Here is a 25325-nt window from a genome sequence, read left to right as displayed (position 1 = left end):
TAGCCGGTATGTCAGGAGAGATTCGAACTTGCGATCACTAAATTAGAAGAAATCAAACTTCTTTAAAAATACAGACCAATCAATTATTGATAAGCTCTGAATGCGTATGTGCGATTTTGTGCGTAATAGAATTTAGAAATTGTCAGTTGCGCAGGGAATCTTACCCGATTTAACCGCTTTTAAAAATGTGGCATAGTCAGCTTCATTTTGCTTGCTGTAAGCAATCGCGAACTTTACTAGAGCATCATCTAGCGCTTCACTTTTTCCACAGTAGCCAGTAAGAACGGCAGGATCTCCTGAACGAGCATGAGCATTGGCTAGCGCCCAGCCAAAGAGCCTGGCAAAATCAGGGAATACTTTGGTATTGATACCGTCTCCCCCAACTGAAATTCCACCCTTCATATCTCGCAACTGCCGCACATAGAAATCCGATTCTGCTGATTTGCCAAAACCCAAAAAGAGATCAGGGGCCCCTTGAATTAAGCATTGCCCATGAACAACGCGCTCCCCTTCCGACTTAAAACTCGAATTTGGAAAAAAGGGTGCCAGTACAGATTTTTGAGCCTGCTTTGTTTGCAGGAAAAGCGGATCATTGTTATCAAGTCCCTCAAAATACATTACCCAGCAACCAGTCCCCACGCTGCCAACTCCAACAACTTTTCTGGCCCAATCAATCCATTTATACCGCGCTAATAAATGCTTGCGATCAGGTGCAAGAGACTGAATGTAGGAATTAAGGCCCTCATCATTTAACTCTGTAATTCTTATTCCGTGAAATGAAAATTGCGGGTGCTCCATGAGCGGGGGGTTGTTAATAAGTCGAATTCCTGCCTCAGTTTCCTCTGTTAATTTCCCGAGAATACCGTGACCGCTATTTTTCCGCGCTTTATCTAATAATCTTTCTAAATATTTTTGGCTTACTGGCGCTGCAATTTTCGCCGCAATACTTTTTAGTGATTTTTCATCAATATAGGTACGCTTCAGGTCGATATAAGGGACTGAAGCATATTGGCGCAGGTTATTTCGATATGACCTGGAGATATGCCGCACAATTTCTTCACCATAGGTCTGATCTTGACCAAGTAATTGGGATGCAATCATAGCGCTGGCAGCAAGACGTTTTAAATCCCAGTCAAAGTTACCAGGCAAGGTTTCATCGAAATCATTGATTCCAAAGACTAGTTGGTGCTCGGTAGTGGAGAAGAATCCAAAATTGCTAACGTGCATATCCCCGCATAATTGAACCTCAATAGAAGGGCTTGGTAGCTTAGCTAAGTCTTGAGCCATACATGCAGCGCCGCCTCTAAAAAAGGCAAATGGATCGATGGCCATTCGAGCATGACGAATTGGAACATATTCTGGGATTCTGGTTTTTGCTTGAGAAAGCAAAATCTCAATTGGTCCTTGGCACTTACTTTCTACAGTAAATTCGCCAATTGAGGATCGATCAATTTTCTTGCGAATCGATTTTCCAATATCGAGTCGCTCTTGAAGGCTTGGATTTCTTGCGAGAAAGAAGTCATATAGTTCGCTAGTCATGCGAATATGATCTCATAGATAAGGGGCGTAAAAAAGCCCCGCGATGCGAGGCTTAGTACATCTTAGTGGGTCGGGCGAGGTTCGAACTCGCGACCAACGGGTCTAAAGATGTTAGATCGATTCAGATAGAGCGGGCTGGTTAGTCTTTTTGCAGGAAGACATTCACGGTTTCAGTAAGCTTCTTGTAACTCTGGAATAAGAAGGCATGTCCTCCTTCATAAAACGCCAACCAAGCAAAAGGAATTTGGCTGGCGATGACGACAGAGTTCTGTGGATTGTCGATGATATCTTCACGACCATCGGCAACTAACACGGGAATTTTAATTTTCTTTAAATCAAGGTAATTCTGATTGTCGGCATCCCAAAGGGTGATACGAGCTCGAACTTGGCGAGCCTTTGTTTCCTTAGATACTACAAAATCATCAGGGATAGTTCCTGCAGCCTTTGCTGCCATAAATCTTTCATATACAACCTTAGCAGCTGCTTTGCCTTGTGGTGTCATTGGGAATAACAACTCAAAATTCTCCATAGGTGACAAGCTAGGGTTATTTAACTCTTCTCCAACTTTTTTATTAATGGCGATCTGATATTTTCCACCTGGGTTAGGAGCGCACAGAATAGCTTTGCTAACCAGATCTGGATGTCTGATTACAAGCTGTTGTCCAACTCGAGCACCCATGGACCATGAGAATACGTTTACCTTTTTAAAGCCTAATGATTTGACTAGGGCCGCAGCATCATCTGCCATTTGCGGAATAGTTGTATTGTTTTCTTTGGTATCGGTGGATAGTCCAGCACCACGATTATCAAAAATAATGAGTTGGTTATTCTTTGCCAGCTCTTCAAGAAGAGCAGGATCCCATGCACTCAAGGTGCCAGCATAACCCATAATCATAATCATTGGGTCGCCTTTACCTTTGAGGTAATAGGCGAGCTTCACGCCATTCACAGAAGCGTATTTAATTTCAGGCTTTTCTTGAGCTTGCGCTGAAAAGCTATGACCAAGCGAGATTAGAAGGGTTGCAATTGTTAAATAAACACCTCGCACCAGGTTGGCATTTAAACGGCGTAGGGGGTTGTTTAGAGGCATTGTCAGGTCCAGTTTGCGATGGGTTGCTCAAGGTGTCATATTAGCATTGCAAAATTTGCCCCAGATTTTGCGGGCAAAATAAAACCCGCCGTAGCGGGTTTTATTAAGACTCCTGAATTTGGATTACTTTAAAAATGAAGAAGATAAATCCTGAGCGCCGGCATTATTTATTCCATACGCCTGGAGCGCCTTAACCTCTTTTACATCCTTCAATGCAGCCAGATCAACTACAGCCCAATTGAGAGAATTGTTGATACTACGTATGTAATATTTACCACGTGAAAGATCTTTCATTACAGTGAAATCGGAAACTTCACTTGAAGATTTAGTAGTACTAGCACCGCCATCGCCTTTGCTGCCTGCGGCATCAATGGTAAGACCGTCAGGACGATCAAAATTATTCATAATATGGCCAAGTTGATTGATGGCCTGATCCGGTGTCGTGCCTTTTGTTACATAGTTTGCGTAAAAAGCGGCCTTAACAAAACGTCCCTGTGAGGTATTCGCAGCAGAAAGGCCTGCTATTGCATTACCGGAATCCGCTGTGGCTAATTTTAGCTTCCCCAACTGCCCCGTGTTTTTGTCAACATTATTAAATGTATAGTTGTTTAGGTTTTCGAGATGCCATGGAAAATGAGGTCCATTAGTTAAAACGCCAACAGGGTTGTCATAGATATTGGCCAAGCCATTTGTAAATTCAATCACAATTGCGCCGCCACTTTTATCGTGAATTGCATAGTGAAGTGGGACGGGAAGGTTATCAAATAATTTAACATCGGGCAACCAGACCTGTACGGCACCACTAGATAAAACTTTCCTAACTTCATCAACCGTTTTAAAGTTTCCAAGCACCCAAGTGCTAAAAAGTTGGCCAGAAAGAATCTTCGAGTTATCTGACCCCAAAGTCATCGAGGTGGTTGGGGTTATCTCGTTACCAGATAAGCTGAGGCCTTGGTCATTAAGACCATCTAGAAATAGCTGCTGCTTAACACCATAGCCTTTAGAGCTGCCTGCACCAATAAATGCATATTTTGTATTAAAGGTCATGCCTTGCTGACCCGCAGGGGTTGTTGACTCAATTTTTGTACCTGCAGGCATATAAGTCAGCAATGCTGGTGGCCGCGCAGAGTTTTCAAGTGTACGTCCGTGATACACGTTGCCATTTGTGTCGGTGATGACAAGAGATGTACAAGCTATGGCATTGCCAATGGAAGCTGCCATCAAAGATGTAGCCGTGAACAGACTAAGTGTTTTTTTGAAAATATTCACGAAAAATTTTCTTTCTGGATCATTTTTGGGATTTATTAATAGGGCTGAATATCAGGCTTTTAACGACAAACAAGTAAGACAAAAGTTAATTATCTGATAAAGCTTTGTCCAATAATATACAAATTAAGGCTTAAAAAGATGACTTATTGCCCTATAAGTACTGTTCAGTTGCTTGCGATTCGATAATTATGATTATTTGTGGCTTTTAGGTTAAACGGCTCAAATTGGCCCACAGAAGGTGGCTTTCTGATCACAGCCGCATATTTTCGAAAACCTTTGAAATTAGCATCTGTTATAGTTTTTCGAGTTAAATCAAATCCCCCAATCATGAATAAAATTCTCAGTTTTTTAGTATCCTCCGCTCTCATTATCTCTTCAGTCGGTAATGCTTTTGCTTGTACTGCTTTATTGATAACTGATACGAAAGGCAATGCCTATAAAGGGAGGACTTGGGAATTTTCAGCGCCAACTCCGGCGATGGTCACTTATCTTCCTGCTGGCAAAAAGATTGAGTCATTAACACCAAGCGGAGCCAAAGGAAAAGTCTTCGAAACAAAATACCCAATTCTTGGATTAACGCTTGCAATGATGCCGGGTGCGGCGCTACCATTTTTTGATGATGCATCGAATGATCAAGGCCTTACATTTTCTGCTAATGGATTCAATGGTTCATCTGCGCCACCTTTGGGGAATGACAAGTCCAAAATATTGTCGGCAGTTGACTTGGGTGTATGGATCTTGGGTAGTTTTAAAGATGTTACGCAAGCAAAAGCCGCTTTGCTGAGTGAGGACACACAGTTTTGGCTGCCAAAAATTGCGGCAATGGGGGGTAGTTCGCTACCTTTCCACTATGCAATTTGGGATAAAACTGGCGCCGGCATCGTGGTTGAATTTCAAAACGGCAAGAAGAACGTTTATGACAATCCTGTCAATGTGATGACAAATACGCCCGAGTTTCCATGGCATTTAACCAACCTCAATAACTACACTTTCACAAACAAAGATAAAAATACCGGTCAATTAGGAAGCTTAAAGCTAGCAACCGAAGATGCTGGTATTGCTTTGGCTGGACTGCCAGGTGCGGAAACTGCCCCTGGGCGGTTTGTAAAGGGCGCTTTTTATACGAACTATGTTCGTAAGGCCAATACACCAGATGGGGCAATCGTGACCTTGGGCCACATCATGAATAACTTTGATAGGCCTTATGACTTGACCGTTGACGGTGCCGGTGGAGTGGGCGATGGCCCCAGAACCAACTCCGTCTCGAGTGAGGTTACTTACTACACCGTGATGAACGATCTATCGAGAAATCTCTTTTATCTCAGAAGTATCGGTGCACTCAATTGGTCTGTAATAGACATGAATAAATTAAATAATGTCACTGCAATGAAATCAGTTCTCGCCACTGAAGTAAATAAGGCTGGAGCCGATCCTTACACGCTGTTTTATAAATAAGAATCATCCGAATAGCCCGCTAAATTAAATATTGCATACTTCATGAAAAAAATTCTCAGCTTTTTAATGTCTTCCACCTTGATCCTTTCCTCAATTGGGAATTCTATTGCTTGCACCTCTCTGGTGATCACTGATGCTAAAGGCAATGCTTATAAGGGAAGGGGTTGGGAATTTTCAGTCGATACCCCAGCTATGCTGACTTATCTTCCGGCCGGCGGAAAAATTGAATCTTTCACGCCAAGTGGCGCTAAAGGAAAAGTATTTGAAACAAAGCATCCAATTCTCGGTATTACTCTTGAGGTGTTGCCGGGCGTAACTCGGCCATTATTCCTAGATGCCATTAATGATCAAGGTCTTACCATGTCAATTCAGGCATTGAATAACTCATCCGGGCCGGCTGTAGGCAATGACAACTCCAAGGTAATGGCGGTTGTTGATTTAGGCACATGGATTTTGGGTAATTTTAAAACTACAGCTGAAGTAAAAACAGCTTTGCTTAGTGGCGATACTCAGATTTGGCTTCCACTGATTCCGGTAATGGGTAATGTGACTTCCCCGATGCATTATGCGTTTTGGGATAAATCAGGTAACGGGATAGTGTTGGAGTTTCAAAACGGAAAAATGAATGTTTACGACAACCCAGTAAACGTAATGACAAACGGCCCTGAATTTCCCTGGCATTTATCTAACCTCAATAACTACACCTTTACAAACAAAGATAAAAATACAGGTCAGCTTGGCAAACTGAAGCTTGCTACTGAAGATGCTGGAATTGCTTTGGCTGGACTGCCTTCTGCTCAGACATCACAAGGTAGATTTGTGAAGGCTGCGTTTTATGCCAATTATGTACGCAAGGCAAAAACTCCCGATGATGCAGTTGTAACTTTGGGCCACATTATGAATAACTTTGATAGGCCTTATGACTTGACCGTTGACGGTGCCGGTGGAGTAGGTGATGGTCCTAGAACTAAATCCCTTTCAAGCGAGTCTTCTCGCTACATGTTGATGACAGATTTAGCGAGGGGACGCTTTTACGTCAGAACTATCGATGCTCTCAACTGGTCTATCGTTGATATGAATAAATTAAAGGGTCTTACTGCAGTAAAAACATTCCCAATTGCCGACATAGACAAGGGTACGGCTGACCCCTATACCCTCTTTTATAAGTAAGACCTAGTTATTGATTTTATAAAGCCACCTCCGGGTGGTTTTATTTTGTCGGTTAACCCGATAAACTGTCACGTATTGAGATGCTCACGGTCACCCAGCGTAGACCATCCCCACTCGAAACGTCCATTCAGTTCCGCATTGCTCCTAACAGTCACCACATTGATTTCAGCAAAAGAAAAAGCCACCCGAAGGTGGCTTTTGTATAACTGGTGGGTCGGGCGAGATTCGAACTCGCGACCAACGGATTAAAAGAAAAAATACACTAATAAATCCTTGTTAAATCAATACTAAAATAAATGTGTGTATCAAAGTGTGTAGTTAAAGTCTTGTTTTATTAGTTATTTTGATACTACTCTTTAATAATAGTTGTATTGCGTACTAATATGTATTACACTATCTACATGTTTGAGCAATGCCTTTATTTCAATACCACTTCGTTAGCTCGTAAGTTAGAGCGCGAATGGAGTACAGCATTTAAGCCCTTTGAGCTAACGCCACCGCAGGCATTTATGTTGCGAGTTATCTTACAAAAGCCAGCGTCTTTACAGAGTGAGTTGGCTAATGAGATGAATATCACTCGCTCTACTGCGACACGGACATTAGAGGGCTTGCTTAAGCTTGGCTACATTAAGAGAGTGACATCCCTTAAAGATGGACGAGAGACTGAATATCATCCTACGCCTAAAGCAGTAAAGGTTAAGGATGGGATAAATGATGCGAGTGCGGCAGTCACTAAGCGTATGCGTAAAGTACTTGGCAATGATGTATTTGAGAAGGTAGTTGGAGAGGTAAAGGCAGTAAGCGAGTCACTGTAGTTTTTTTTAACCAAATAGTTGTATTGCGTACTAATAAGGAGAGCAAAATGCCAATATTAAATGTAAAGGTAAGCGGCACTAAGAGCGCGGAGATGACAAAGCAAATAACAGATTTGCTATTGGATATTACGACACGGATATTAAAGAAGAAGAGGGAGGTTACTGCTATTGCTATTGATTATGTGGATAGGGATAGCTGGATGGTAGGGGGTAGACTCCTAAGCGAGCAAAACAAAAATAGCTTCTACTTTGATATTAAGGTGACTGATGAGACAAATACAAAGGATGAGAAGGCGCAGTACATAAAAGAGGCATTTGAGGGATTTGCGAGAATACTGGGCGACTTACACGAGGAGAGTTATGTCTATGTAGCAGATGTAAGAGCTGCTGCTTATGGATATGGCGGTAAGACGCAGGAATATCGCTATCACCATTGAGATTAGTAGTTGATATTGGTGTTAGGCAAATAACTGATTGACACCGCGATGTGTCTATTAGAGTATTGCCTAACATATTTGATTCTAGGAAATCAGCAATGCCAGCACCTAAATTATCTCGCGCTCCCATACCTAAATTTACAAAGAGAGAGTTGGATGTAGCAAATCTTTGTGCTGTAGCAATTTGGTATGGAATAAATTATGAGACTGGCGCAATACAGAAGATAAGTGACGCTAATTTAATGAGTAGATTTGCCCCTTACTTCTATGAATATCATCAAACAAAAAAGAAGCCTAATCCAGATATTTTTTTGGCTGATGTGCGAGACCTAATATTGGCTTGTGGAATAAAGATGCTGTTTAGAGGTATTGCTGGGATGGATTTTCGCAAAGGAATCAATGCGATTTACTCTGATGTTTATCCAATATTCCTAAAGGCGCAAAAGAATCCAACACGAGTAAGCTCTTACAAGGATGCTGTTAAATGCTTGGAAGCCTTAAGCAAAGGGTTCGTGGTGAATCCAAAAGACAACAGGCTGAGCTTGGCGTCACGCATCCTTTTCTTTTTGGCGCCAAATCTACAAACTTTCAATATGAATAACAGCATTGCTAAGTCTTATGGTCTACAGTCTCGTCCTCACCATCACTATGCTGGATACTTTGAGTTGCTCGCAAAAGGACTGATTACTAATCAAACGGCTTTAAGCAAATACAAAATCCCTCCAATGCGTGACGAATTAGATTACAAAACTTGGTATGAGGCGAGTAGAACTGATTGGTGGAGGCGAAGGGTGTTGGATTTAGCTGTTATGTTTAGAGCTTCGCCATCAATTGTGCCTAACCCTAATCTAAAGCACTTAATTCAACAGGTGCGTAAGGCTGATGAAGAGAAGGCTAATGCTGTTTAAGCAAGCTCTACAGCACTTCGCAACATATTGTCATTGATGTCTATGTAAGCCTGCGTAGTGCTAATGCTGCGATGTCCAGCTAAGCTCATTAGTACTCGCACGCTAACACCTTTGCTGGCAAGGTTGGTAATAAAGCTACGACGACCTGAATGCGAACTCGCGCCATCAATGCCAGCACGCTTGTAAAGGAAGTGGAAGTGTTGAGTTAGTGTATTGGCATTAAAGCCATCGCTATCCTTTTTTTGGCTGTAAAAAAACTTCATAGTCTTATCTACAGGGCAGTAGAAGCGTATGTACTTGTCAAGCTCCTTACGCAATCTCTCATTTACAAATACAACTCGCGCAAATTGACCTTTAGTCATCGCTGGCGTTAGCCGTATTTCGTTGCGTACAATGCCTTCGCTGTCTACTACATCATTAAACCTTAGCGAGGCGACTTCGCCAACACGCATACCAGACAAAAAAGTAGTCATTAGTAAAGCTCTATTGCGTGCGGCGTGCTTTCGTGTAGATATGTAATCTAATACCTTGCGCAGTTCTTGTTCGTTTAGTGTTTTTGCTTGTTTAGCCATAGCGTATTTCCCATCTAAATAAAGTTTTGCTATGTCTAAATTGTGTTTTCTTATGTCTAAAATTCCTACCGTTTTTTCGTCTTTATGCGGCAAATGATTTTCCTTAATGATTTCAGCTGGTTACACCCTCTAAGCCAGCATCCATAAGGATTCATACGAAAGCTTATGTATTGGTATTTAGTCTAATTAATATGGAATTGGACTAATTATGGATAAGAAATCACCCACGCTAATTTCACCCGTATCTAGCACTTGGGCTCTTATTCCACCTCTTCCAGTAAAAGCACTCTTAAACTCATCTTTACCTGTAAGTTTTGAGGGGTGACTACAGGGGTCACAAAGCTCTGTTCCCCTAAGCCTTATGCTCCCTAGATAAAATGTTTGACCAACTAAATTATTCAGCTCTTCAGGGGCTATTTCGCTAATAACGATATTTCTTCTCGTTTCTTCATCTAAAAAGCTTTGTAAATTCTTCGCGCTTAAAAAATGGTTTGCTGTATCAATACCCATCCTTGTAATTAAAGTTATGTCTCGAACCTTCCCTTTATTTGTATTTGAGAAAGTGCCTACATAAGAAGAGTATCTATCGCCATCAATTCCTTCGTTGGCAATGACCTTGACCTTTAACTTTTTTGTCATTGGTATTGCCGCCTTTGGGCATACAAAAATATTTTGGATATTTGGTTTCGAGTTCATTTGCTGTGTAAGTAACCTTGTAAGTATTCATTTTATTACTTTAAGTTATGTTTGAGAAGATAAAGCTTCGCCAATTAAAGCTTCACACAGCTTCAATTAGTTTCAGCAATAGACAACTTAAGTCAGTAATGCTGTATTACGCTAAATCCCATAAAACATTATCCGTGTCTGCTCTACCTAACTCCTTAGTTAAATAGTCCATCCATCCACTGTCAGCAATGCTTACTTCGCTTTCCTTATCAATACCTACTACCTTAGTCTTAGCGTTATCCACCAATCCCTTAATCTCATTCCATTTAATGTGACTAGGTATCTCACCAATTGCCATATGTAAATGTAAGTTCTTACAGCTACGCTCACCCTCAACTACGATTAAGTACTTCAATCCTTTTCCGTATCGCTTTGCGCTATTTCCAAATATTTGTTGATTTAATTTTTGTGTAAATCGTTTAGCAATTTGCCTACACTCCTCTTTATCAATCTTTTTGTAATAAGAGCCTTTATTACTTTTGACCTCTATTACTTGTTTAAGCGTAAGCGTTAGTGCTACTGGATAGTTTTTGTGTATGCTGCGCAACCAATCGCGTGTAGCTACTTTTTGAGTAGGTAGGGCATTTGGATTAAATGCTGTTTTTTGACGGATTTGAGCTAATTTCATACCTGTATTTATGTAATATCTAATAAAGCAGCAAATTTATGCGAATTTATTAGATTTATTTAATAAAATCAGGTACTTACAAGCGCCTAAATATTAAGCAAAATAAGCTGTTTTTTGCTGAGTTGCTGTGTTGCTATGCGATACCCATATTTGAGTGTTTGTAGTGTGTTTTTGAGTGCTTTTTGACGGCGCTTTGACAGGAACACTATGCGCAGTGACGAGAGAAGAGGGTTTTGAAGTAATTGGCACCTACCAATACCTAATATTTAATTTTGTATGTGCGATAAAAATAGGTTTACTTAGAGCTCCATAGGCAAATAAAGGTTGTCCAGACCGCGAAATAGACAATAACTTAAGTGTGCTTATTACATTAAAGGAGAATTAAATGAGCGCACTAAACAGTCTAAAGTTGGTTGTCAGTAAAAAATACACTACCGTATCGCCAGTTGTTCAGCGTCGCAATAAATTGGTAAAAAGACTACACGAGCAAATTGAATTATGCGAAGCGCAAAAGGCTGGCAATACTTACGCACCAAAAAAACTCAAAACATTTGCCAACAAGCAGACAGGTGAAAGAAAGACTGTAGAAGTCGCTAAGCGAGTAAAAGAGTGGTTTTGGATAAATGACTCTGGCAAAATCAATTTAGCAATTAAGTACGGCGCTAAAACACTTCCATTAAATAAAAAGGGCGCAAATGCTATTGAGCTTGCTACAGGTGACGAGCTAATAAATACGCTTAAGTCAATTAAGGTAGCTGTATTAAATGGCGAATTAGACGATGCTATTACAGAGGTAAGCGAAGCTACCAAGGCTGCTTTTGGAAAATAGTTAAAAAATTAAAGCGCGGAAAGAGAAGGGGTATGTTGATAAAAGAGGTTGAGGTAAAAAACATACCCCCCGTACCCCCTGAAAAAGCTCGTTTAGATGCCTTAAAGCGGCAAAAAGATAATCTAAATAAAACAATTAAGGCTACTAAAGCAAGAGAAAAGATTACACAAGGACAACAACAGCTCAGTAAAGCTCTCCAGTCTTAGTCTGCTTTCTTTTTCTTTGTAGGTTGCTTGTAGCTGTAGCGTTTTTTGACTTCCTTATCCAGCTCCATATCTATTAGCTGCCTGCTTTCGTCTCCTCGCAGTTGATGGACAGCCTTAACGGAGTCAAGATGGCTGTAGTGTTTTTCAATCATCGTTGTGCTTGTACCCATCTGCTTGGCTAAGGTATGGATAGGAACATTGTCATTAGTAAGCGCAAGGGTGGCATAGGTATGGCGTAGGCTGTACAGCACCCGTTTCTTGTTGCTTACAGGGTCAGTTTGTAGATTGTGCTCTTTAAGGTAAGTGTCAAATAGTTTAGAGAAGCTGGTAGGGCGGACTAACTTAGCTTTGCGACTTGGTTTATGTTGTCTCTTACTTACGAACTCCTTGTAAGTGAATATGTAGTCCTTACATTGCTCCTTTAGTAGCTTACTTAATGTTTTGCCATAGTTGCGCTGTGCTATGTCTTCTAATGCTTTAACTGTTGGTAGTCTTCCTATCGCTAAGCGTGAGCCAGTTTTGCCAGCTTGGATATTGATGACAGCAGTCCTATTTAAGTTAAGGATTGTGATTTCTTCGCCTGTATCGCTGAATTCGCTTGGCGGTTCAATGACGCCAGTCTTTTTGACTATTGGATATTTTTTGATTTCTATTTGTGTCCAGCGCAAGTCCAATAGCTCCTTGCCAGGGCGTGCGCCTGTGTCTAGCAGGACCATTACATAGTCCTTAAGCAACTGCCTTAAATCCTTGCTATCAGCCTTGCCAGCTTCTATCCATCCGTCAAAGTTGCTCTTGAGTGCGCGAGTTTCATCTAAGCCAAACTCGATACGCCTCTCACTTGCCTTGCCTTTAGCTATCAGCTTTGGTCTATTCAATTCAACCATAAAGCCTTTGTAAACAGCTTCGTCAAATATCAGCTTGAGTGCGGCATTGTGAGTTAGTTGCGTGCTACGGGTGGGCGCTTTGCCCATACGCTTAGTTCGTCTTCTATCTAACTCTTCCAACGCTTCGTATGTAATGTTGTTTACAGCGTACTTGCCCAGTACTGGAATTAAGTAGGTATCTATTGCTGTTATGTAGTCTTTGTAGATAGGCTTTGCTTTGCCTATCTTCATCTCATCCTTAAGTTTGCGTACGACGGCGTTCGCAATATCCTTAAAGCGTCTTGTGATTGGTGCCGTGTTTAGTTTCTTGCGTACATTGGCTTCTACTAAGATGTCGTGTGCCTTTGCCTTTGCTGTCTCTAAGTCACGCTCGCCTGTGCTTGTCCTTTGCCAGCGACCATCTACATTAAATCTACATTGCCAAATAGCACTACGGTCGCGCTTGTAAACGACCAGCTGTCTTGGGATGAGGGTATGTGTGGTGGGCTTCTGCGTGGTCATTTATCGCTCGCTAAGCCTTTAGCTTACAGGGGCGAGCAAAAATGGGCAATAGGTGTGTAAGCGGTGTGTAGTAAAAGAAAAAGCGCACTTTCGTGCGCTTCGCCTTATGCTATGGTGGGTCGGGCGAGATTCGAACTCGCGACCAACGGATTAAAAGGGCGGTGACCGAATGGACCGCAGGGCCATATAGGCATTGAATTGTCTTGTAGTAATTGTCTAATATATTTCCCGGAAAAACTTCTTTAAAACCCCTTCTGAAAGGGGTTTTTTGCTCTCAAACTACTGGATATTAGACATTTTTGAAGACACGTAATTTTTCAATTCTTGGGTTGTTATGGCGCCACCATTTTTGTAGCTCCGCATCCAGATTAAACAGTGGATGACCACTCCGGATACATCATAGACAATTTGATTGCCCAGATTGGTATGTGGCGTGATTGGGAACTCCCAGAAAACTGCACCAACAATGCAGGAGAGCATTCCGAGCATACCAAGCAATGGGATTATGTTGCCTGCTTGAGCTAGTCTTATAAGGCCAAGATATAAAACGTAGAACACTAGCATGAACACTACTGAAATTGCACTAAGCCCGATTCCGGCTAACAAGTGTTCGATGTTGCAAATGGCGTCTTCAGAAATTCCATAATTTAGTACCCCAAAGTAATCGATCTTGTGATCAAGTCGTGAGTAGCGTAAATAGGCGCCAACTACGCCGCAAATAAAAAATTCTAGGAAATGTAATCTGCAAAACTGTTTTAAAGACATGGTAGTTTAAGTCTCTTTAGAAACTCCATTTGAGATTTTGACTTTGTTTGTATCAACAGCTTCTTTCCAGCGCTGCTTCACATAGATCTCTGTAGTGGATTTGTTTGAGTGGCCGCAGAGGTGTTGAATGGTTTCGATGGGGGTGCCATCAAGCCACATATCAGTAGCGCCTTTGCCTTTTAGATCGCGAAATCCAAACGACAGCATTGGGGGAATGCCTTGCGCCGCCCGAGCCTCATTGGCTTTTTTGATGTAGCGTAAAAGCATGCTCGTGAGACCAGAATAAGTGTAAGCAGTTCCATCGCCCTTTTGAATTAGAGGCTCTTTCAAATACACCACTTTTCTTGATTGCTTGATTTTAAGTAGCTCAATAAGATCGTCGTCTAGAGCGATCTTCATTTTCTTGCCGGTCTTATTTTGTATGAACTGCAGTTCAGTTCCATCGCTTACTAAATTGGACCGTTCCCATAAAATGATGTCACTTTCAGGCCGCTGCAAGGTCCTATAGGTTAACTGCATTAATAGCTTTACATTTGGCGCTGCTAATGCAAACACCTCTGAATATTCAGCATGAGTAACATATCTATCGCGTGCTGTGCCAGGATTTTTCTTAACGCCGCTGGCACGCATACAAGGGTTGATGAGAAGACCCGGTACCTTGCCGGTGCGAATTAGCCAAGATATGCATGAAGAGAGGGCAGCTTTCTCTTTGTTGCCACGTTGGCCACGTCCTAGTTGTTCATTAACCTCTAAAAAATCTTGCACCATCTGCGGCGTTAAATCTTGTGGAGCAAGAGGTGGTGCGAAAAATAGGCGTAAAGCGCCGGGCTTTTTTTCTGTGCCAACGATGGCATTTCTGTAATCAAGCACTGTCCTGGCCGCTAGTTTTTTTGAAGTAGCTCGCGCTTCACAGTCAATTAGAAATTGATCTAGCCAATAAACGAGAGTCCCAAATAAGTTTTCCGGATCGTTATAGTGGCGGCCTTTGCGGTTGGCAATTTCTTTATCTTTGCCAAGAGCTTCCCACTTGCCATCCCTATGCGCATAGTAAAACTGCCCATGCTTTTGATAAACACGGGGTTCTAAGCCGTTGTCATTTTTCCTTTTGCGTCCCATGGCCCCCATTTTATGCCTTTCTAAAGGCCAAAATTAAAGCCTCTCGATTGGTGGTGTTGGCACTGCAGACTTCGCTCATAGAATCTTTTTGTAGGGTGGCTGTATTAATGCCCCGCAAAACCTCATCCCTATGCGCGCGCAGCATTAACGGTTTGCCGCTTGGCTTTACGAGAACGGTAAAGCCTTGCGCGCGCAGGTAACGAATTTGCGCAGCCCCATTCCTCAGGGGTTCACACATCTCATCTATTTCTTCTTGGTGTAGGTATGCACTTGTCATCTCATTACTTTCTCGGTAATGAAATATATCACGATTGTGAATCTAATTCACAATCGTGATATTAAATAATTGAAACGAATTGTTCTAATTTACCTACTTGTAAAGCGGCTGATTGATTATTAACTTGAGCGTGGTCTGAACAAAATAATTTCTGCAGACTGAGCGGCCTTAGCCTTTGTTGAGCGCTGCTTTTTTGGTATTTGCGTGAAGTCGATGATCTGACATATTTTTTTGTTTTTCAGCTATTGCTTCAACATAACCAATTATTTTGTATTTGGTGCTGTCGTGAGTAATTTTGTGAAACTGCATTAACAGCTCTAGGTCAATTGGCTCAAGACCAGAGGCGGTGGTGCGTTCCTTTTGCAATTCTTTTAGACCCTTACCAGTCTCAAGCCACTCAGCTTGTACTTGTAGTGCCTTAGCAAGCTTTAAAAGATTCCTAGGAGCGCCACGCTGCATTGATTCATAGTTACCAATTGCCCCGCTGGATTTAAGGCCAGCAGCTGTCGCGAGCTCCTTTTGAGAGAGACCGAGTTCATTGCGCCTTTGTGCGATACGGGAGCCGATAGTATTCACAGTTGTGATTTTTAATCAAATAACTATCACAAAGGTGTTGCTAACAATCACGAATGTGATATATGATCACATTTATGGATCCTTTAAATAAAGCAATCGAATACGTCGGCAATGCGGGGGCGTTGGCCAGCAAGCTAAAAGTTGTTCCAAGCACTATTGCCAATTGGAAGGCAAGAACAGGCATGGTGCCCCCCAAGTATTGCGCCAAAATTGAGCAAATTACCGGTGGTGCCATCACACGCCAAGACCTAAGGCCGAATGATTGGCTGGAGTATTGGCCGGACTTACCACGTCAAACGCGAATTGTTTGTTTGGACGACTTGCCAGACGATCTTAAGTCAATGCATCCGCTGCTTAAAAATTGCGGTCGTTTTGAGGACGATCATGCCATTTATGCGTTCTTGTTATTACCCCCTGATTTACGAACCCAAGTTTTCAATACAACGCCTTTTAATATCCTGATCAGTGAGGTGATGTGTCTTAAGTTGCGAGCTCATCCTTCGGGCACTTCCGCATGAAGCAATACTCCGAACTTTATAAATTACTAACCCAAACCGATTTGGCCAGGGTGGCACGTAAAGCCCGAATGGATATTGATGATGTGCGCCAGGAGGCCAGACTGCTGTGCTGGTCAATGGCTACTGGTCAAAGCACTTATAACGAACAAAAAGGCACTCCAAAGCAATACATCATGGGCTGTTTGTGGGGGCTAGCAGACCATGAGCATTTTCATGCGCATCAGGAGGCTAATGAAGCAACAGACCATTTAATGGAAATCATGGAGGATGAAGGTTCAAACCCCCTGGAAAAACTTTTGGAAGATGAAAAATTAAAAACAGGGCACTACCTTCCTGATTCAACGCAATTCACTGCAGCGATGACATTAGAAGAAATGCTGTGGTTTTCAGGCGCTTCGTATGCGGCGATAAGTGAATTTACCGGCATTGGTAAAACCACTGTTTTTAAGCGCATCTCAAAGAAATTTCAAGGCCTTAAGGGCTTGAAATGAATTATTACCACTTTGCAAAAGAACAAAACCCGCATGGGCGGGTTTTGGTACTGCGAGCTAAAGAAAAGCAAATAACCTTGGACTGGTTAATAGAAATTCTACAGCTCGTAGTTTCTCTTTGCAAATTTTTTTTGCACAAAAGGAAACTATGGCTACTTCAACGAGCGTAATAAACCCTAATTTAGCCGTGGAAGGGGGCTTGGCATGAAAGTTCAAGTCACCGTAACAGGGTTAAATCAAAAACAGACCTTCACAGGGGTTTTTCCATCGACATGTGATGCGATTTTGAGCGCAATGGATGCCCATTCGTGGGCGTTATCTGCCAGCGCCAAAAATATTGATTCAAAAGATGGTCAATCTTCGTATGTCAGAAGGTCATGGCACATCTTGCCAATGGGTGTAGATCTTGATGAATAGGCATTTTCGATTTATTGAGGCAGTTTTCAGCGTTGGGGTGAACGTCTTGCGCATTAAGGATATGCGGGCGACTAGGATCGCTTCCGAAGAAGGGACTTATCACCCCTCTGTCGCCCTGCATGACGATGCTGCACATCTAAAAATCTGGGCAATTTTTGTCCAAGTCATAGCAAACCTCTATGGGTGCGCCGTGCGAGGGGGAGAAGTCCCCGCCAAACCTCTTGTTTGGTGTGCAGCCTCGCACGGCCGCATCCACCCCTTTTGAAAAGGCGGATGTGTTTGAGACGCATCCTAAGGAGTTAGGCATGGCAGGCGTAATCGAATTTTCGAGTCAAGGCTTGACCGCCCCTTTACACAATATAAAAGTTCGTTATACTGACACCAATGCTGAAACAACAGCAGGCGGATTTGACAGTCCAGTAGGCGACAGCGTGAAGCTGTCAGGTAACAACCTTGCGGCTTTTTTTGCGCCAAGATTTCCCTTCAATGGGCGGTCTGGGCGGGGAGATGCCGCAAGGTATCTCGCCAGGGTCGCCTCTGGTCTGTCAACCCGTCCAGATACCGCCCACCATCGTTTGACAGCGATAGGGCGGTTCGTTAAACGAACTGAAAGGCGACGCGCAATGGCAGCTAAAGCTAAATTATTAGCAGCACCAACCCAAACCTTTTTCCCTAGATTTAAACGAGGCGATGTTTGCAAGTTACGCAAATTTAAACCCATACCCGAATTAAATGGGTTTGTAGTAACACTTCTTTCCAACATTCAAATTGTTCAGGGCTTTGACGCACCACATAAGTGGTGGCTTGGTTACGAAACCGATCTTTGCTATCGGGGCCGATGGATTTTCCCAAGCGAAGATCAGTTAATCAAGATTGGTGAAGTAGAGCTCTGATGAGTAAATACTCGGCATTGGCTGATGCTCATCTGCCTGGTAATGAACGCTTTTTTGATTCTGGTTCTGCGCTTTCTCGTGTATTAAACGAAGCGCCGTTTTATCCCAGAGTTTCAGATAACAAAACGGCTACGCTTACCCGCCCCAGGCATCTTGCAGTGCGCTTTCCATACATGCAAATTAATCGCCGGGATATGGTCAGTTGGTTGATCTTTGATCTTGATCACGCCAACCCTTCTATCTGGGAAGATGCAGGCCTTCCGGCCCCCAATCTGATCGTGCAAAACCGCAAATCAAAAGGTGCTCACCTGTATTACGCAATCAAGCCGGTTTGCACATCAATTGAGGCTAGGACTAAACCGATTGACTACATGAAAGCAATTTATTCAGCCATGGCCACAAAGCTAAAGGCTGATATTGATTTTCATAGTGGGCCAGTAGCGAAGACTCCTGGTCATCCTTGGTGGGCAACAACGGAGTTGCATGGCCACGAATATGAATTAAGCCAATTGGCTGATTATGTAGATCTCCCACTTATTTCTCCCTGGGCGAAAAATCCCAACATTGATTTGGTCTCGCATTCACGCCATTGCATCATGTTTGAGTGGCTTCGGCACTATGCGTACAGCATTGTGAAACACGAGCAAGATCAGGGTACTTTTGAAGGCTTTGCAAAAATGTTAGAGGCCTTTGCTCATAACAAGAATAGTTTTTATGGCCTTGGTTTTTGTCAGAACCTTTCACAGTCTTCCTTAAAGGCTACGGTTAAGTCGGTAGCTAGGTGGACGTGGGAGCGCTATACCGGCAGTGGTCGATGCCATCGCGGTGTTATGCGCTTAGACCCTGCGCTGCCATTAGAAGAGCGTAAACGACTGTCAGCGCTTCGCACGCATGAGCAAAGGCGTAAGGCTACCGAGGCCAAGATCAGGGCAACAGTACGCCATTTACAGCGCGAAGGGGTGGCAGTGACTCAGGCAGCCATTAGCCGCTTTTCTAAGTTGGCCAGACAAACGATTGCCAACTACAAAACCACTATTTCAGATGCTTTGCAGCCGGCAACGATTGCCATTTTGCATTCAAAAAGAACGCTCAACGCAATTGCTAATGTAGTTAAATATGGTGTACATCAGGTAACTGGCTCTTTGCAAAAGAAACAAACCGAGGAGGCCGGGGAGGAGGAGCGCTTGAAAAACGTTCCAAATGTTCCACCTGTGTTCCAAGGAGCGGCACCAGTTGATTGACAAGAGGGTATTTTTGCAAGATTGCTCGGTTGACAGATTTGAGGATTTGCAAGGTTTGTGTATAAGTTGGTAAGGCAAGCAGGGCGGTGGGTAACGGCTTTATGTTATCCACGGCACGCGCGTCAGGTGCCGATGAGCGGTGGGCATACTTTGGTATCGGCTTGCCGATTGTCCATCACCCTTTATGGGTGTGGGCAACAAAGTTGTCCAGGGCGAACGTGATTAACTAATGTGGTTAATTGGCGAGTTTTTGCGCATTTTTTTCTTTTCGCCCATTAAGCTTGTAAGACGTTGATTTACTTGACCTCTTTAATTGGCTAAATTGGACTACTTTTTTTGATCTTTATGTTCTTATTAATGTAGGATTGCACTATGAATGCATTAGCTAATACCTCCCCAAGAGACCAGGAAGACCACCTCTTAAATAAGTGTGTGGCTGTTTCGCTTGGACGCTTGGATAAGGCTGCCGATGGTATAGAGGCTAATGTATTTAGGGTGGCAAGTTTAGTTTTGCAATCGACCTATCCGACTCATGCTACAAAATTAGCTCAGGTGGCGGCAGTTTATTTTGATAGTCATCCAGGTGAGTTGGTTCAAAGTGCTCAAGTCGTGCGCAATCGCTGGGTAGCTAGTCTGCCTCGTTTGCGCGACATGCTTTCTAGTAAATTTAAGTTTGGGGCTCATGCATGAGTAATAAGCCTATTACCTTACATACTGATACTCCGCTTGCTCAAGGCGTCATTGCACTATTGCATGAGTTGGAGACTCGTCTAGAGCTCTCTAAGCCGCTGGGGGTATTTGTTGCAGGTGGTGTAGCAGCGCATTTTTATACTGCTTCCAGATCAACCTACGATGTTGATGCTGAATTTAGCTCTCGCATTCTCATTCCGCAGGATTTAGCGGTAGAAGTAGACATGGGTGAGCAGGGTGTGCAAACCTTATTTTTTGACACCAACTACAATTCGACTTTTGCATTGATGCATGAAGATTATTTGAAGGACTCGGTACCGCTAGACACTGGCCTTGAATTTATTAAGGTTAATTTACTGGCACCGGTGGATTTGGCAGTGAGCAAGATCTCTCGTTTATCCGATAACGATAAGCAGGATATTGCTGATTTGGTCCGATCTGGGTGCACCAATGCTATAGCAATTGAAAAGCGCGCCAATGAAGCTGTTGGTGGTTATATCGGCAATTTGAAAGAGGTGCGTCAAAACATTGACAGCGCCGTAAGCATCGCCAGGCAGGCTGAACCTAAGATCTATAGAGCACCGAAGAAGGGTGTGGATTTTGGGATTTAATATAGGTCAGATTTAACGCTCTAATCCTAAATCCTTTTTTCGCGCAACTGGAGAGGGAGCGCTTATTAAGCGCTCGCTCCTTAGTGAAATAGTCGGTATGCTACTAACTGCCTGCGCTGCATTGGATAGACAATTCTTATCCTCTAAGCTTAACTTGTGCAAGTCACCATCATTAAAGTATGTAAGCGCCTTAAGGCTTTCACTGGGTTGCATTGCATTTCCAAACATACTGCGCGCAGCTCCCAAACCATTTTCAAGGCTTACACCAGCTTTGATCATGGCGGCGATGTCAAAGTAATCTTTGTACTCCGCTCTTTGTAAGATCACCTTTAATTTCGTGGCCATTAAGTCATTTAATGAGGCCACTTGCATTACTCCATCATCAGTAACGAGGGGCGTATCAACTCGCCCCATTTTTAAGTTGCCAAAGAATGAAACCTTTACCTCTTGATCTTCTTTCTGTTGTCCTGGTACTAAAAGACTTACGGCGTTTGATTCCTGTTGGATAACATGAGAATCTTTGAGAAAAGGGAGTTCTTGGTAGAGGGCTTTTATATCTAACGGATCACTAGAAAAGAAATCAAAATCAATTGAGATTCGATGGCCCAGTTGCAATGCTATGGCGGTACCGCCGTAAAGAACATATCCTAATTTTGGCGTTTTAGAAAGCTCTGGCCACAAGTCTTGTTGTGGCTGTGGCAGTGTTTCTTTTTTCGGAGAGAACTTCATGCGCCAAACCTTCGAACGGGGAGCGATGGAACTTCTCCGAGTTTGCACAATTGGAGACGATAGTGCCAGTAATACCAAGAGCGCTCATTAAACCAACCTGCTTGTGCGTTTTTCAGGGTCTTAATTAAAGCCTCTCCGCCCACACTTTCTATGAGGTATTTGGCATCATCAAAATCACCAATATTCATTACTTGGGCGATCACTCTTTCTGGCCAAGTGGCTGCTTCAATTGGGGTTTGCCACCAAATATATTTCTTGGCCATCGCTTGAACGGCTTGTGTTTTAAGGTTTTGGTTTATGGCTTGCATCCCTATATTTTAAAGGTTTTATGCCTATTTGGCACCACTTGATCGCCACAACCCCAGCACACTTGTTCCCATAAAAACTACCTGTTGGCAGAGTATTCCATACAAGCCACTTTCTATGGCAAACCCAATCATTACTATATTCGCCAATAAGAAGCTGACCCACCCATAGCTGGCGTACTTACCATTGATGGCCACTAAGAACGCCCCAATAATTCCCAAAACTGACCCCAACCATTCAAACCCCCAATCAATCATCTTTTACCTTTGAAATTAAACTAAAACCCTTTGGCGTAAGTACGCTCGTCAGGGGGCTTGTTGCTGCATAAGCTTGCCCCGGAACTCCCTTGTAATTATTGTTTCCAGTAGCTTTAGCAATTACCGCATTGGCGTACCTCAACCCTATGGCGCTATTCGTTTTCCCCGTGTTGTAAGCAGATAGGGTCCCTATCAAATTACCCCCGGAGACTTTCCAGCCATCAAGCAATATGTCTTGAGCGATTTTTAAATTTGTACAGGGCTCTAAGACTTGTTCAACTGAGAGTTTGTACCTCGCCAGATGCTGACTATTGATCTGCCCTAATCCCATGTCTACCGACTGTCCGGCCTTGATCATTTTGGTGGCAATCGCCACTGCCTCTTCTTTGCTTGAAGCCTTTACAGAGCTTTTTAAGGTGTTGTTATGCAGCGCATGAGGATTCCAGCCGCTTTCGTGTCTAACGATGGCAGCAAGGGTGGTTGGGGAGATATTTGGTGCGCAAGTTTGCATTAAGTCAATTGGTGCCATACCTCTAATGCCCGCCATGTTCAGGGGTGAACGCCCTGCGCATTATCAATAAGCCCTAGGTGGGCTACTCCCCCAATCTTTAAAGGAGCCTTTATGGCCAATGGTTTAGAGAAACAGTCCTCCGATTTATCAGAGGACTTTTTGACGTATGCATTCACTGAAGACGCTATTGATGATGAGGATGCCTTGGCTTCAGTTGGCCAAGAAGATGCCGATTTAATTACTACAAATTAAGGGATGAATATGGCTAAGGAACAAGCAATTACTCCAAATGAAACCGCCGAAAACACAAAGCAAGACTTTCGCGCGCGATTAACTAGCAAACTCATCGAGCAACTTGAGGCGGGAGTCGCCCCATGGCAAAAACCATGGGATGCGCGGGTTGATTTAATGCCCCAAAACCCGGTTACGGGTAAGCCGTACCGCGGCATTAATAATTTAGCGCTCTCGTTGGAGGGTCGTTCAGACACAAGGTGGATGACTTACAAGCAGGCTGCCGCCGCTGGTTACCAGGTAAATAAGGGTGAACGTGGCTCTCAAATCGAATATTGGAAGCATGCAGAGCAGCAACCAAAGCTTGATGCGACTGGCGCACCTATTTTGGGGCCTGATGGAAAGCCAGAAACAATCAACGTAACCTTGGCTCGCCCAAGAGTTTTTACGGCAGTTGTATTTAATGCTGAACAAATGACTGGGGTTCCAGAGCTAGTCAAAAGTGACCGGACTTATGAGTGGGCTCCAGAGGAGCGCGCTGAACAAATTCTTAATGCCTCCGGCGCACAAATTACCCATGAGCAAGCGGACAGAGCCTTTTATCGTCCCCGTACCGATTCAATTCATATGCCAGGCAAAGATCAATTTGCAAGCAGCCAGGCGTACTACGGTACCGCGTTGCATGAGCTTGGGCATTGGACAGGTCATAGCAGCAGGTTAGACCGAGATTTATCGGGCGCTTACGGCAGTGTTAGTTATGCAAAAGAGGAGCTTCGCGCAGAATTGGCTAGTTATTTTTTGGCTGATCGCTTAGGTATTCCTCATGATCCAGGCCATCATGCTTCATATGTTGCCTCATGGGTTGAGGTCCTAAGACAGGATAAGAATGAAATCTTTAAAGCTGCAGCTGCAGCAGAAAAGATTACTGAGTATGTAATGGGGCTAGAGCAAGAGCGCGGTATCGCTCATGAGCAAGGCCTATCAAATGAACAGCCTATTTCTGTCAAAAAGAGTCCTTTCGTCGAAGGAGGTATTGCAGCCGCAGGTGGCCTTAAATACGCCGAAAATCCTTATGAACGAGGTTCAGAGGACCATCTAAATTGGTCAAAGGGGCATAACGACCCTCGCGCTAAAAGAGCTATGAATCCTGGTGTATTTGAACGGAGCCGCAATGTAGAAATTGCCACGGAATTGCAGGCGGCCATTGAGGATACTGTTTTAGTTGTACCCTTTGCTCAAAAAGAGCTGGCGAAGGCTGCGGGGGCTAAGTGGAATCCAGAGACCCAATTTTGGTATGCGCCGAAAAATGCACCTCTTGAACCGCTGAAAAAATGGTTGCCAAATCATAAAGAAGTTGAGCGGGCAATTTCTAAGGCTGCTCGTGATGCAAATCGTGATCCTCATGAGGAATTTGGAGCTGCAGTTCGCGCAGCAGGGCTCGTGCTGGAAGGCCAGCCCATTATGGATGGCAAGTTTCACCGTGTACCAATTGAGGGTAAGGGCGCTGGCAATAGAGATGGTGCCTATGTTGGACACCTAGATGGAAAGCCTGCAGGCTTCATACAAAACCACGCTACCGGCCTAAAAGAAAATTGGACCATTGGAGGTGAAGAGCTTTCTGCGGACCAGAAGGAGCAGTTGCGCGCACAAATGCAGATCGCCAAGCAACAAAGAGAGGTTGAACTAGCCGAACAACATGAGGCGGTAGCAACCAAGTGCCATGAAAAATACTATGCGGCAAAGCCTATCTTTGAAGATAGAGAGCACCCCTATTTGGAAAAAAAAGGCACTGTCTTTGCCTACGGAGTTCATGTTGATGCGGCCGGCAATCTACTTATCCCGATGCGAGACATTGACGGCAAGCTATGGTCTATCCAAAGCATTTCACCGGAGGGTGAAAAGCGTTTTGAAGCTGGCGGTCAAAAGAAGGGAACAATGTATTTTTTCAATTCTGACAGCGACAAATCAAATCCATCAAAGCCAATTATTGTTGCTGAAGGGTTTGCTACGGCAGCAACCATTGCGCTACATACAAATCAAAATGTGGTCGCCACGTTTGATGCTGGCAATATGGAGCCAGTAGTTGCAGCGCTAAAAGAGCGCTTTCCAACAACTCCGATTTTTATTGCTGCAGATAATGATCGTGATAAATCAGTCAACGTAGGCGTGGAAACTGCCACAAGAGTTTCAGAAAAGTATGGCGTTGGTCTGATTGTCCCGCAGTTCCCTGATGGGATGAAGGGCAGTGACTTTAATGATCTTGCTAGTGGCGCTGATTTTGTAAAGGCCACAACTGAAATTAGCCTCGTTAGGGACCAAATTGAAAAAGGCATTGTCTCAGGTGAGGAGCAAAGCCGTAAGGCAGCTATATCTCTGGGAAAGTCGCTGCTAGGCGAGAAGGCGACCGCTTTGAACGCCGATGCGCAATTGCAACTAGGAACCAATGAATTTTGTGGCAAGGTTTTGGGGCTGACAAGCCTACATGTTGCCCAAGCTGCCCCGGGAAATGAGGTGGTAGTTCATGCAATCAAAAGGCTGGATCGATTGCCGATCGTAGGTAGAGACCTCTCCATCAAATACCAGCATGATGTTGGCGGTCGTGTCATTGGAATGGTCAAACCTACATCTAAATCTTTATCAAAAGATCTACAAAGGTAGTGGTACACC

30 protein-coding genes are annotated in these 25325 nt (G+C 43.5%); 16 read left to right on the top strand and 14 right to left on the bottom strand.

Annotated features, from left to right (window positions below; all coding sequences use genetic code 11):
- Positions 1 to 132: 132 nt before the first annotated feature.
- The 3 genes from ICN10_RS01800 to ICN10_RS01790 all read right to left on the bottom strand — a co-directional run bounded on the left by ICN10_RS01800 (position 133) and on the right by ICN10_RS01790 (position 3850).
- Entirely contained in the window at positions 133 to 1539 is a 1407-nt protein-coding gene (locus ICN10_RS01800; protein WP_216211854.1) for a DUF2252 domain-containing protein, read from the bottom strand.
- A 139-nt stretch (positions 1540 to 1678) separates the two neighbouring features.
- Positions 1679 to 2629: an alpha/beta fold hydrolase gene (locus tag ICN10_RS01795; protein WP_216211850.1), complete on the bottom strand. Its 951-nt coding sequence runs from the start codon at positions 2627 to 2629 to the stop codon at positions 1679 to 1681.
- 123 nt (positions 2630 to 2752) lie between these two features.
- Positions 2753 to 3850: a linear amide C-N hydrolase gene (locus tag ICN10_RS01790; protein WP_216211847.1), complete on the bottom strand. Its 1098-nt coding sequence runs from the start codon at positions 3848 to 3850 to the stop codon at positions 2753 to 2755.
- A 375-nt stretch (positions 3851 to 4225) separates the two neighbouring features.
- On the opposite strand from ICN10_RS01790, the gene ICN10_RS01785 reads away from it, so the two are divergent.
- The 5 genes from ICN10_RS01785 to ICN10_RS01765 all read left to right on the top strand — a co-directional run bounded on the left by ICN10_RS01785 (position 4226) and on the right by ICN10_RS01765 (position 8683).
- Positions 4226 to 5353, top strand: a complete 1128-nt coding sequence (locus ICN10_RS01785) for a linear amide C-N hydrolase (protein ID WP_216211844.1) — start codon at positions 4226 to 4228, stop codon at positions 5351 to 5353.
- A 42-nt stretch (positions 5354 to 5395) separates the two neighbouring features.
- Positions 5396 to 6523 (top strand): linear amide C-N hydrolase, encoded by a 1128-nt coding sequence (locus tag ICN10_RS01780; RefSeq protein ID WP_216211841.1) that lies wholly within the window; start codon positions 5396 to 5398, stop codon positions 6521 to 6523.
- A gap of 401 nt (positions 6524 to 6924) precedes the next feature.
- Positions 6925 to 7338 (top strand): MarR family winged helix-turn-helix transcriptional regulator, encoded by a 414-nt coding sequence (locus tag ICN10_RS01775; RefSeq protein ID WP_216211839.1) that lies wholly within the window; start codon positions 6925 to 6927, stop codon positions 7336 to 7338.
- A gap of 47 nt (positions 7339 to 7385) precedes the next feature.
- Positions 7386 to 7775 carry a 4-oxalocrotonate tautomerase family protein gene (locus ICN10_RS01770; RefSeq protein WP_216211837.1) on the top strand — a complete coding sequence of 130 codons (390 nt, stop codon included), beginning with the start codon at positions 7386 to 7388 and terminating at the stop codon, positions 7773 to 7775.
- A gap of 98 nt (positions 7776 to 7873) precedes the next feature.
- Complete coding sequence (locus ICN10_RS01765) at positions 7874 to 8683, top strand: hypothetical protein (protein WP_216211834.1); 810 nt, start codon at positions 7874 to 7876, stop codon at positions 8681 to 8683.
- On the opposite strand, the gene ICN10_RS01760 is transcribed toward ICN10_RS01765, so the two are convergent.
- The 3 genes from ICN10_RS01760 to ICN10_RS01750 all read right to left on the bottom strand — a co-directional run bounded on the left by ICN10_RS01760 (position 8680) and on the right by ICN10_RS01750 (position 10609).
- Positions 8680 to 9255 carry a site-specific integrase gene (locus ICN10_RS01760; RefSeq protein WP_216211829.1) on the bottom strand — a complete coding sequence of 192 codons (576 nt, stop codon included), beginning with the start codon at positions 9253 to 9255 and terminating at the stop codon, positions 8680 to 8682. The two genes, ICN10_RS01765 and ICN10_RS01760, sit on opposite strands and share 4 nt — an antisense overlap.
- A gap of 186 nt (positions 9256 to 9441) precedes the next feature.
- A complete protein-coding gene (locus ICN10_RS01755; RefSeq protein WP_255536783.1) occupies positions 9442 to 9951 on the bottom strand; it encodes an MOSC domain-containing protein in 510 nt (169 codons plus the stop codon).
- 136 nt (positions 9952 to 10087) lie between these two features.
- On the bottom strand, positions 10088 to 10609 hold the full coding sequence (locus ICN10_RS01750; protein ID WP_216211825.1) for a hypothetical protein: 522 nt from the start codon (positions 10607 to 10609) through the stop codon (positions 10088 to 10090).
- A gap of 385 nt (positions 10610 to 10994) precedes the next feature.
- Between ICN10_RS01750 and ICN10_RS01745 the strand changes: the two genes are divergently transcribed.
- Together ICN10_RS01745 and ICN10_RS01740 are read left to right on the top strand one after the other, a co-directional pair.
- Positions 10995 to 11438 carry a DUF6641 family protein gene (locus ICN10_RS01745; protein ID WP_216211823.1) on the top strand — a complete coding sequence of 148 codons (444 nt, stop codon included), beginning with the start codon at positions 10995 to 10997 and terminating at the stop codon, positions 11436 to 11438.
- Between the two features lie 32 nt (positions 11439 to 11470).
- Complete coding sequence (locus tag ICN10_RS01740) at positions 11471 to 11644, top strand: hypothetical protein (protein WP_216211820.1); 174 nt, start codon at positions 11471 to 11473, stop codon at positions 11642 to 11644.
- Here the strand turns inward: ICN10_RS01740 and ICN10_RS01735 are convergent.
- The 5 genes from ICN10_RS01735 to ICN10_RS01715 form a co-directional block, all read right to left on the bottom strand.
- Positions 11641 to 13029, bottom strand: coding sequence for a tyrosine-type recombinase/integrase (locus ICN10_RS01735; RefSeq protein ID WP_216211817.1), 1389 nt, complete (start codon positions 13027 to 13029; stop codon positions 11641 to 11643). The genes ICN10_RS01740 and ICN10_RS01735 overlap by 4 nt on opposite strands.
- A 279-nt stretch (positions 13030 to 13308) precedes the next feature.
- On the bottom strand, positions 13309 to 13794 hold the full coding sequence (locus ICN10_RS01730; protein ID WP_216211815.1) for a hypothetical protein: 486 nt from the start codon (positions 13792 to 13794) through the stop codon (positions 13309 to 13311).
- Positions 13795 to 13800: 6 nt separating this feature from the next.
- A complete protein-coding gene (locus tag ICN10_RS01725) occupies positions 13801 to 14910 on the bottom strand; it encodes a tyrosine-type recombinase/integrase (RefSeq protein ID WP_216211812.1) in 1110 nt (369 codons plus the stop codon).
- 10 nt (positions 14911 to 14920) lie between these two features.
- Entirely contained in the window at positions 14921 to 15187 is a 267-nt protein-coding gene (locus ICN10_RS01720; protein ID WP_216211809.1) for a DUF4224 domain-containing protein, read from the bottom strand.
- 168 nt (positions 15188 to 15355) lie between these two features.
- Positions 15356 to 15763 (bottom strand): helix-turn-helix domain-containing protein, encoded by a 408-nt coding sequence (locus ICN10_RS01715; protein WP_216861043.1) that lies wholly within the window; start codon positions 15761 to 15763, stop codon positions 15356 to 15358.
- A gap of 62 nt (positions 15764 to 15825) precedes the next feature.
- On the opposite strand from ICN10_RS01715, the gene ICN10_RS01710 reads away from it, so the two are divergent.
- The 7 genes from ICN10_RS01710 (at position 15826) to ICN10_RS01680 (ending at position 20624) form a co-directional block, all read left to right on the top strand.
- Complete coding sequence (locus ICN10_RS01710) at positions 15826 to 16281, top strand: Cro/CI family transcriptional regulator (RefSeq protein WP_216211806.1); 456 nt, start codon at positions 15826 to 15828, stop codon at positions 16279 to 16281.
- Positions 16278 to 16772 carry a hypothetical protein gene (locus ICN10_RS01705; protein ID WP_216211803.1) on the top strand — a complete coding sequence of 165 codons (495 nt, stop codon included), beginning with the start codon at positions 16278 to 16280 and terminating at the stop codon, positions 16770 to 16772. Before ICN10_RS01710 ends, ICN10_RS01705 begins: the two co-directional genes overlap by 4 nt.
- Positions 16773 to 16976: 204 nt before the next feature.
- On the top strand, positions 16977 to 17189 hold the full coding sequence (locus ICN10_RS01700) for a hypothetical protein (protein ID WP_216211799.1): 213 nt from the start codon (positions 16977 to 16979) through the stop codon (positions 17187 to 17189).
- Positions 17190 to 17368: 179 nt separating this feature from the next.
- Positions 17369 to 18082 carry a hypothetical protein gene (locus ICN10_RS01695; RefSeq protein WP_216211797.1) on the top strand — a complete coding sequence of 238 codons (714 nt, stop codon included), beginning with the start codon at positions 17369 to 17371 and terminating at the stop codon, positions 18080 to 18082.
- The gene (locus ICN10_RS01690) at positions 18082 to 19323 is read left to right on the top strand and encodes a replication initiation protein (RefSeq protein WP_216211795.1); all 1242 of its coding nucleotides are present in this window, start codon (positions 18082 to 18084) and stop codon (positions 19321 to 19323) included. Before ICN10_RS01695 ends, ICN10_RS01690 begins: the two co-directional genes overlap by 1 nt.
- Positions 19324 to 19695: 372 nt before the next feature.
- Positions 19696 to 20013, top strand: coding sequence for a hypothetical protein (locus tag ICN10_RS01685; RefSeq protein WP_255536782.1), 318 nt, complete (start codon positions 19696 to 19698; stop codon positions 20011 to 20013).
- On the top strand, positions 20010 to 20624 hold the full coding sequence (locus tag ICN10_RS01680) for a DUF6036 family nucleotidyltransferase (RefSeq protein ID WP_216211793.1): 615 nt from the start codon (positions 20010 to 20012) through the stop codon (positions 20622 to 20624). The genes ICN10_RS01685 and ICN10_RS01680 overlap by 4 nt, the downstream gene beginning before the upstream one ends.
- A gap of 12 nt (positions 20625 to 20636) precedes the next feature.
- Here the strand turns inward: ICN10_RS01680 and ICN10_RS01675 are convergent, their stop codons facing one another.
- From ICN10_RS01675 to ICN10_RS01665, 3 genes are all read right to left on the bottom strand, one after another.
- Positions 20637 to 21353, bottom strand: a complete 717-nt coding sequence (locus tag ICN10_RS01675) for a nucleotidyl transferase AbiEii/AbiGii toxin family protein (protein WP_216211792.1) — start codon at positions 21351 to 21353, stop codon at positions 20637 to 20639.
- Entirely contained in the window at positions 21350 to 21661 is a 312-nt protein-coding gene (locus tag ICN10_RS01670) for a hypothetical protein (RefSeq protein ID WP_216211790.1), read from the bottom strand. Before ICN10_RS01670 ends, ICN10_RS01675 begins: the two co-directional genes overlap by 4 nt.
- Positions 21662 to 21908: 247 nt before the next feature.
- Positions 21909 to 22427 carry a lytic transglycosylase domain-containing protein gene (locus ICN10_RS01665; protein WP_216211788.1) on the bottom strand — a complete coding sequence of 173 codons (519 nt, stop codon included), beginning with the start codon at positions 22425 to 22427 and terminating at the stop codon, positions 21909 to 21911.
- A gap of 111 nt (positions 22428 to 22538) precedes the next feature.
- Here ICN10_RS01665 and ICN10_RS01660 point away from each other — a divergent pair, with 111 nt between their 5' ends.
- A complete protein-coding gene (locus ICN10_RS01660; protein ID WP_216211786.1) occupies positions 22539 to 22679 on the top strand; it encodes a hypothetical protein in 141 nt (46 codons plus the stop codon).
- A 9-nt stretch (positions 22680 to 22688) separates the two neighbouring features.
- Complete coding sequence (locus ICN10_RS01655) at positions 22689 to 25316, top strand: zincin-like metallopeptidase domain-containing protein (RefSeq protein ID WP_255536781.1); 2628 nt, start codon at positions 22689 to 22691, stop codon at positions 25314 to 25316.
- The last annotated feature ends 9 nt before the right edge of the window (positions 25317 to 25325 follow it).

It is taken from the genome of Polynucleobacter sp. 86C-FISCH, assembly GCF_018882415.1.
In the GTDB taxonomy this organism is placed as follows: Bacteria; Pseudomonadota; Gammaproteobacteria; order Burkholderiales; family Burkholderiaceae; genus Polynucleobacter.
This window is presented reverse-complemented; position numbering and strand designations above follow the sequence as displayed.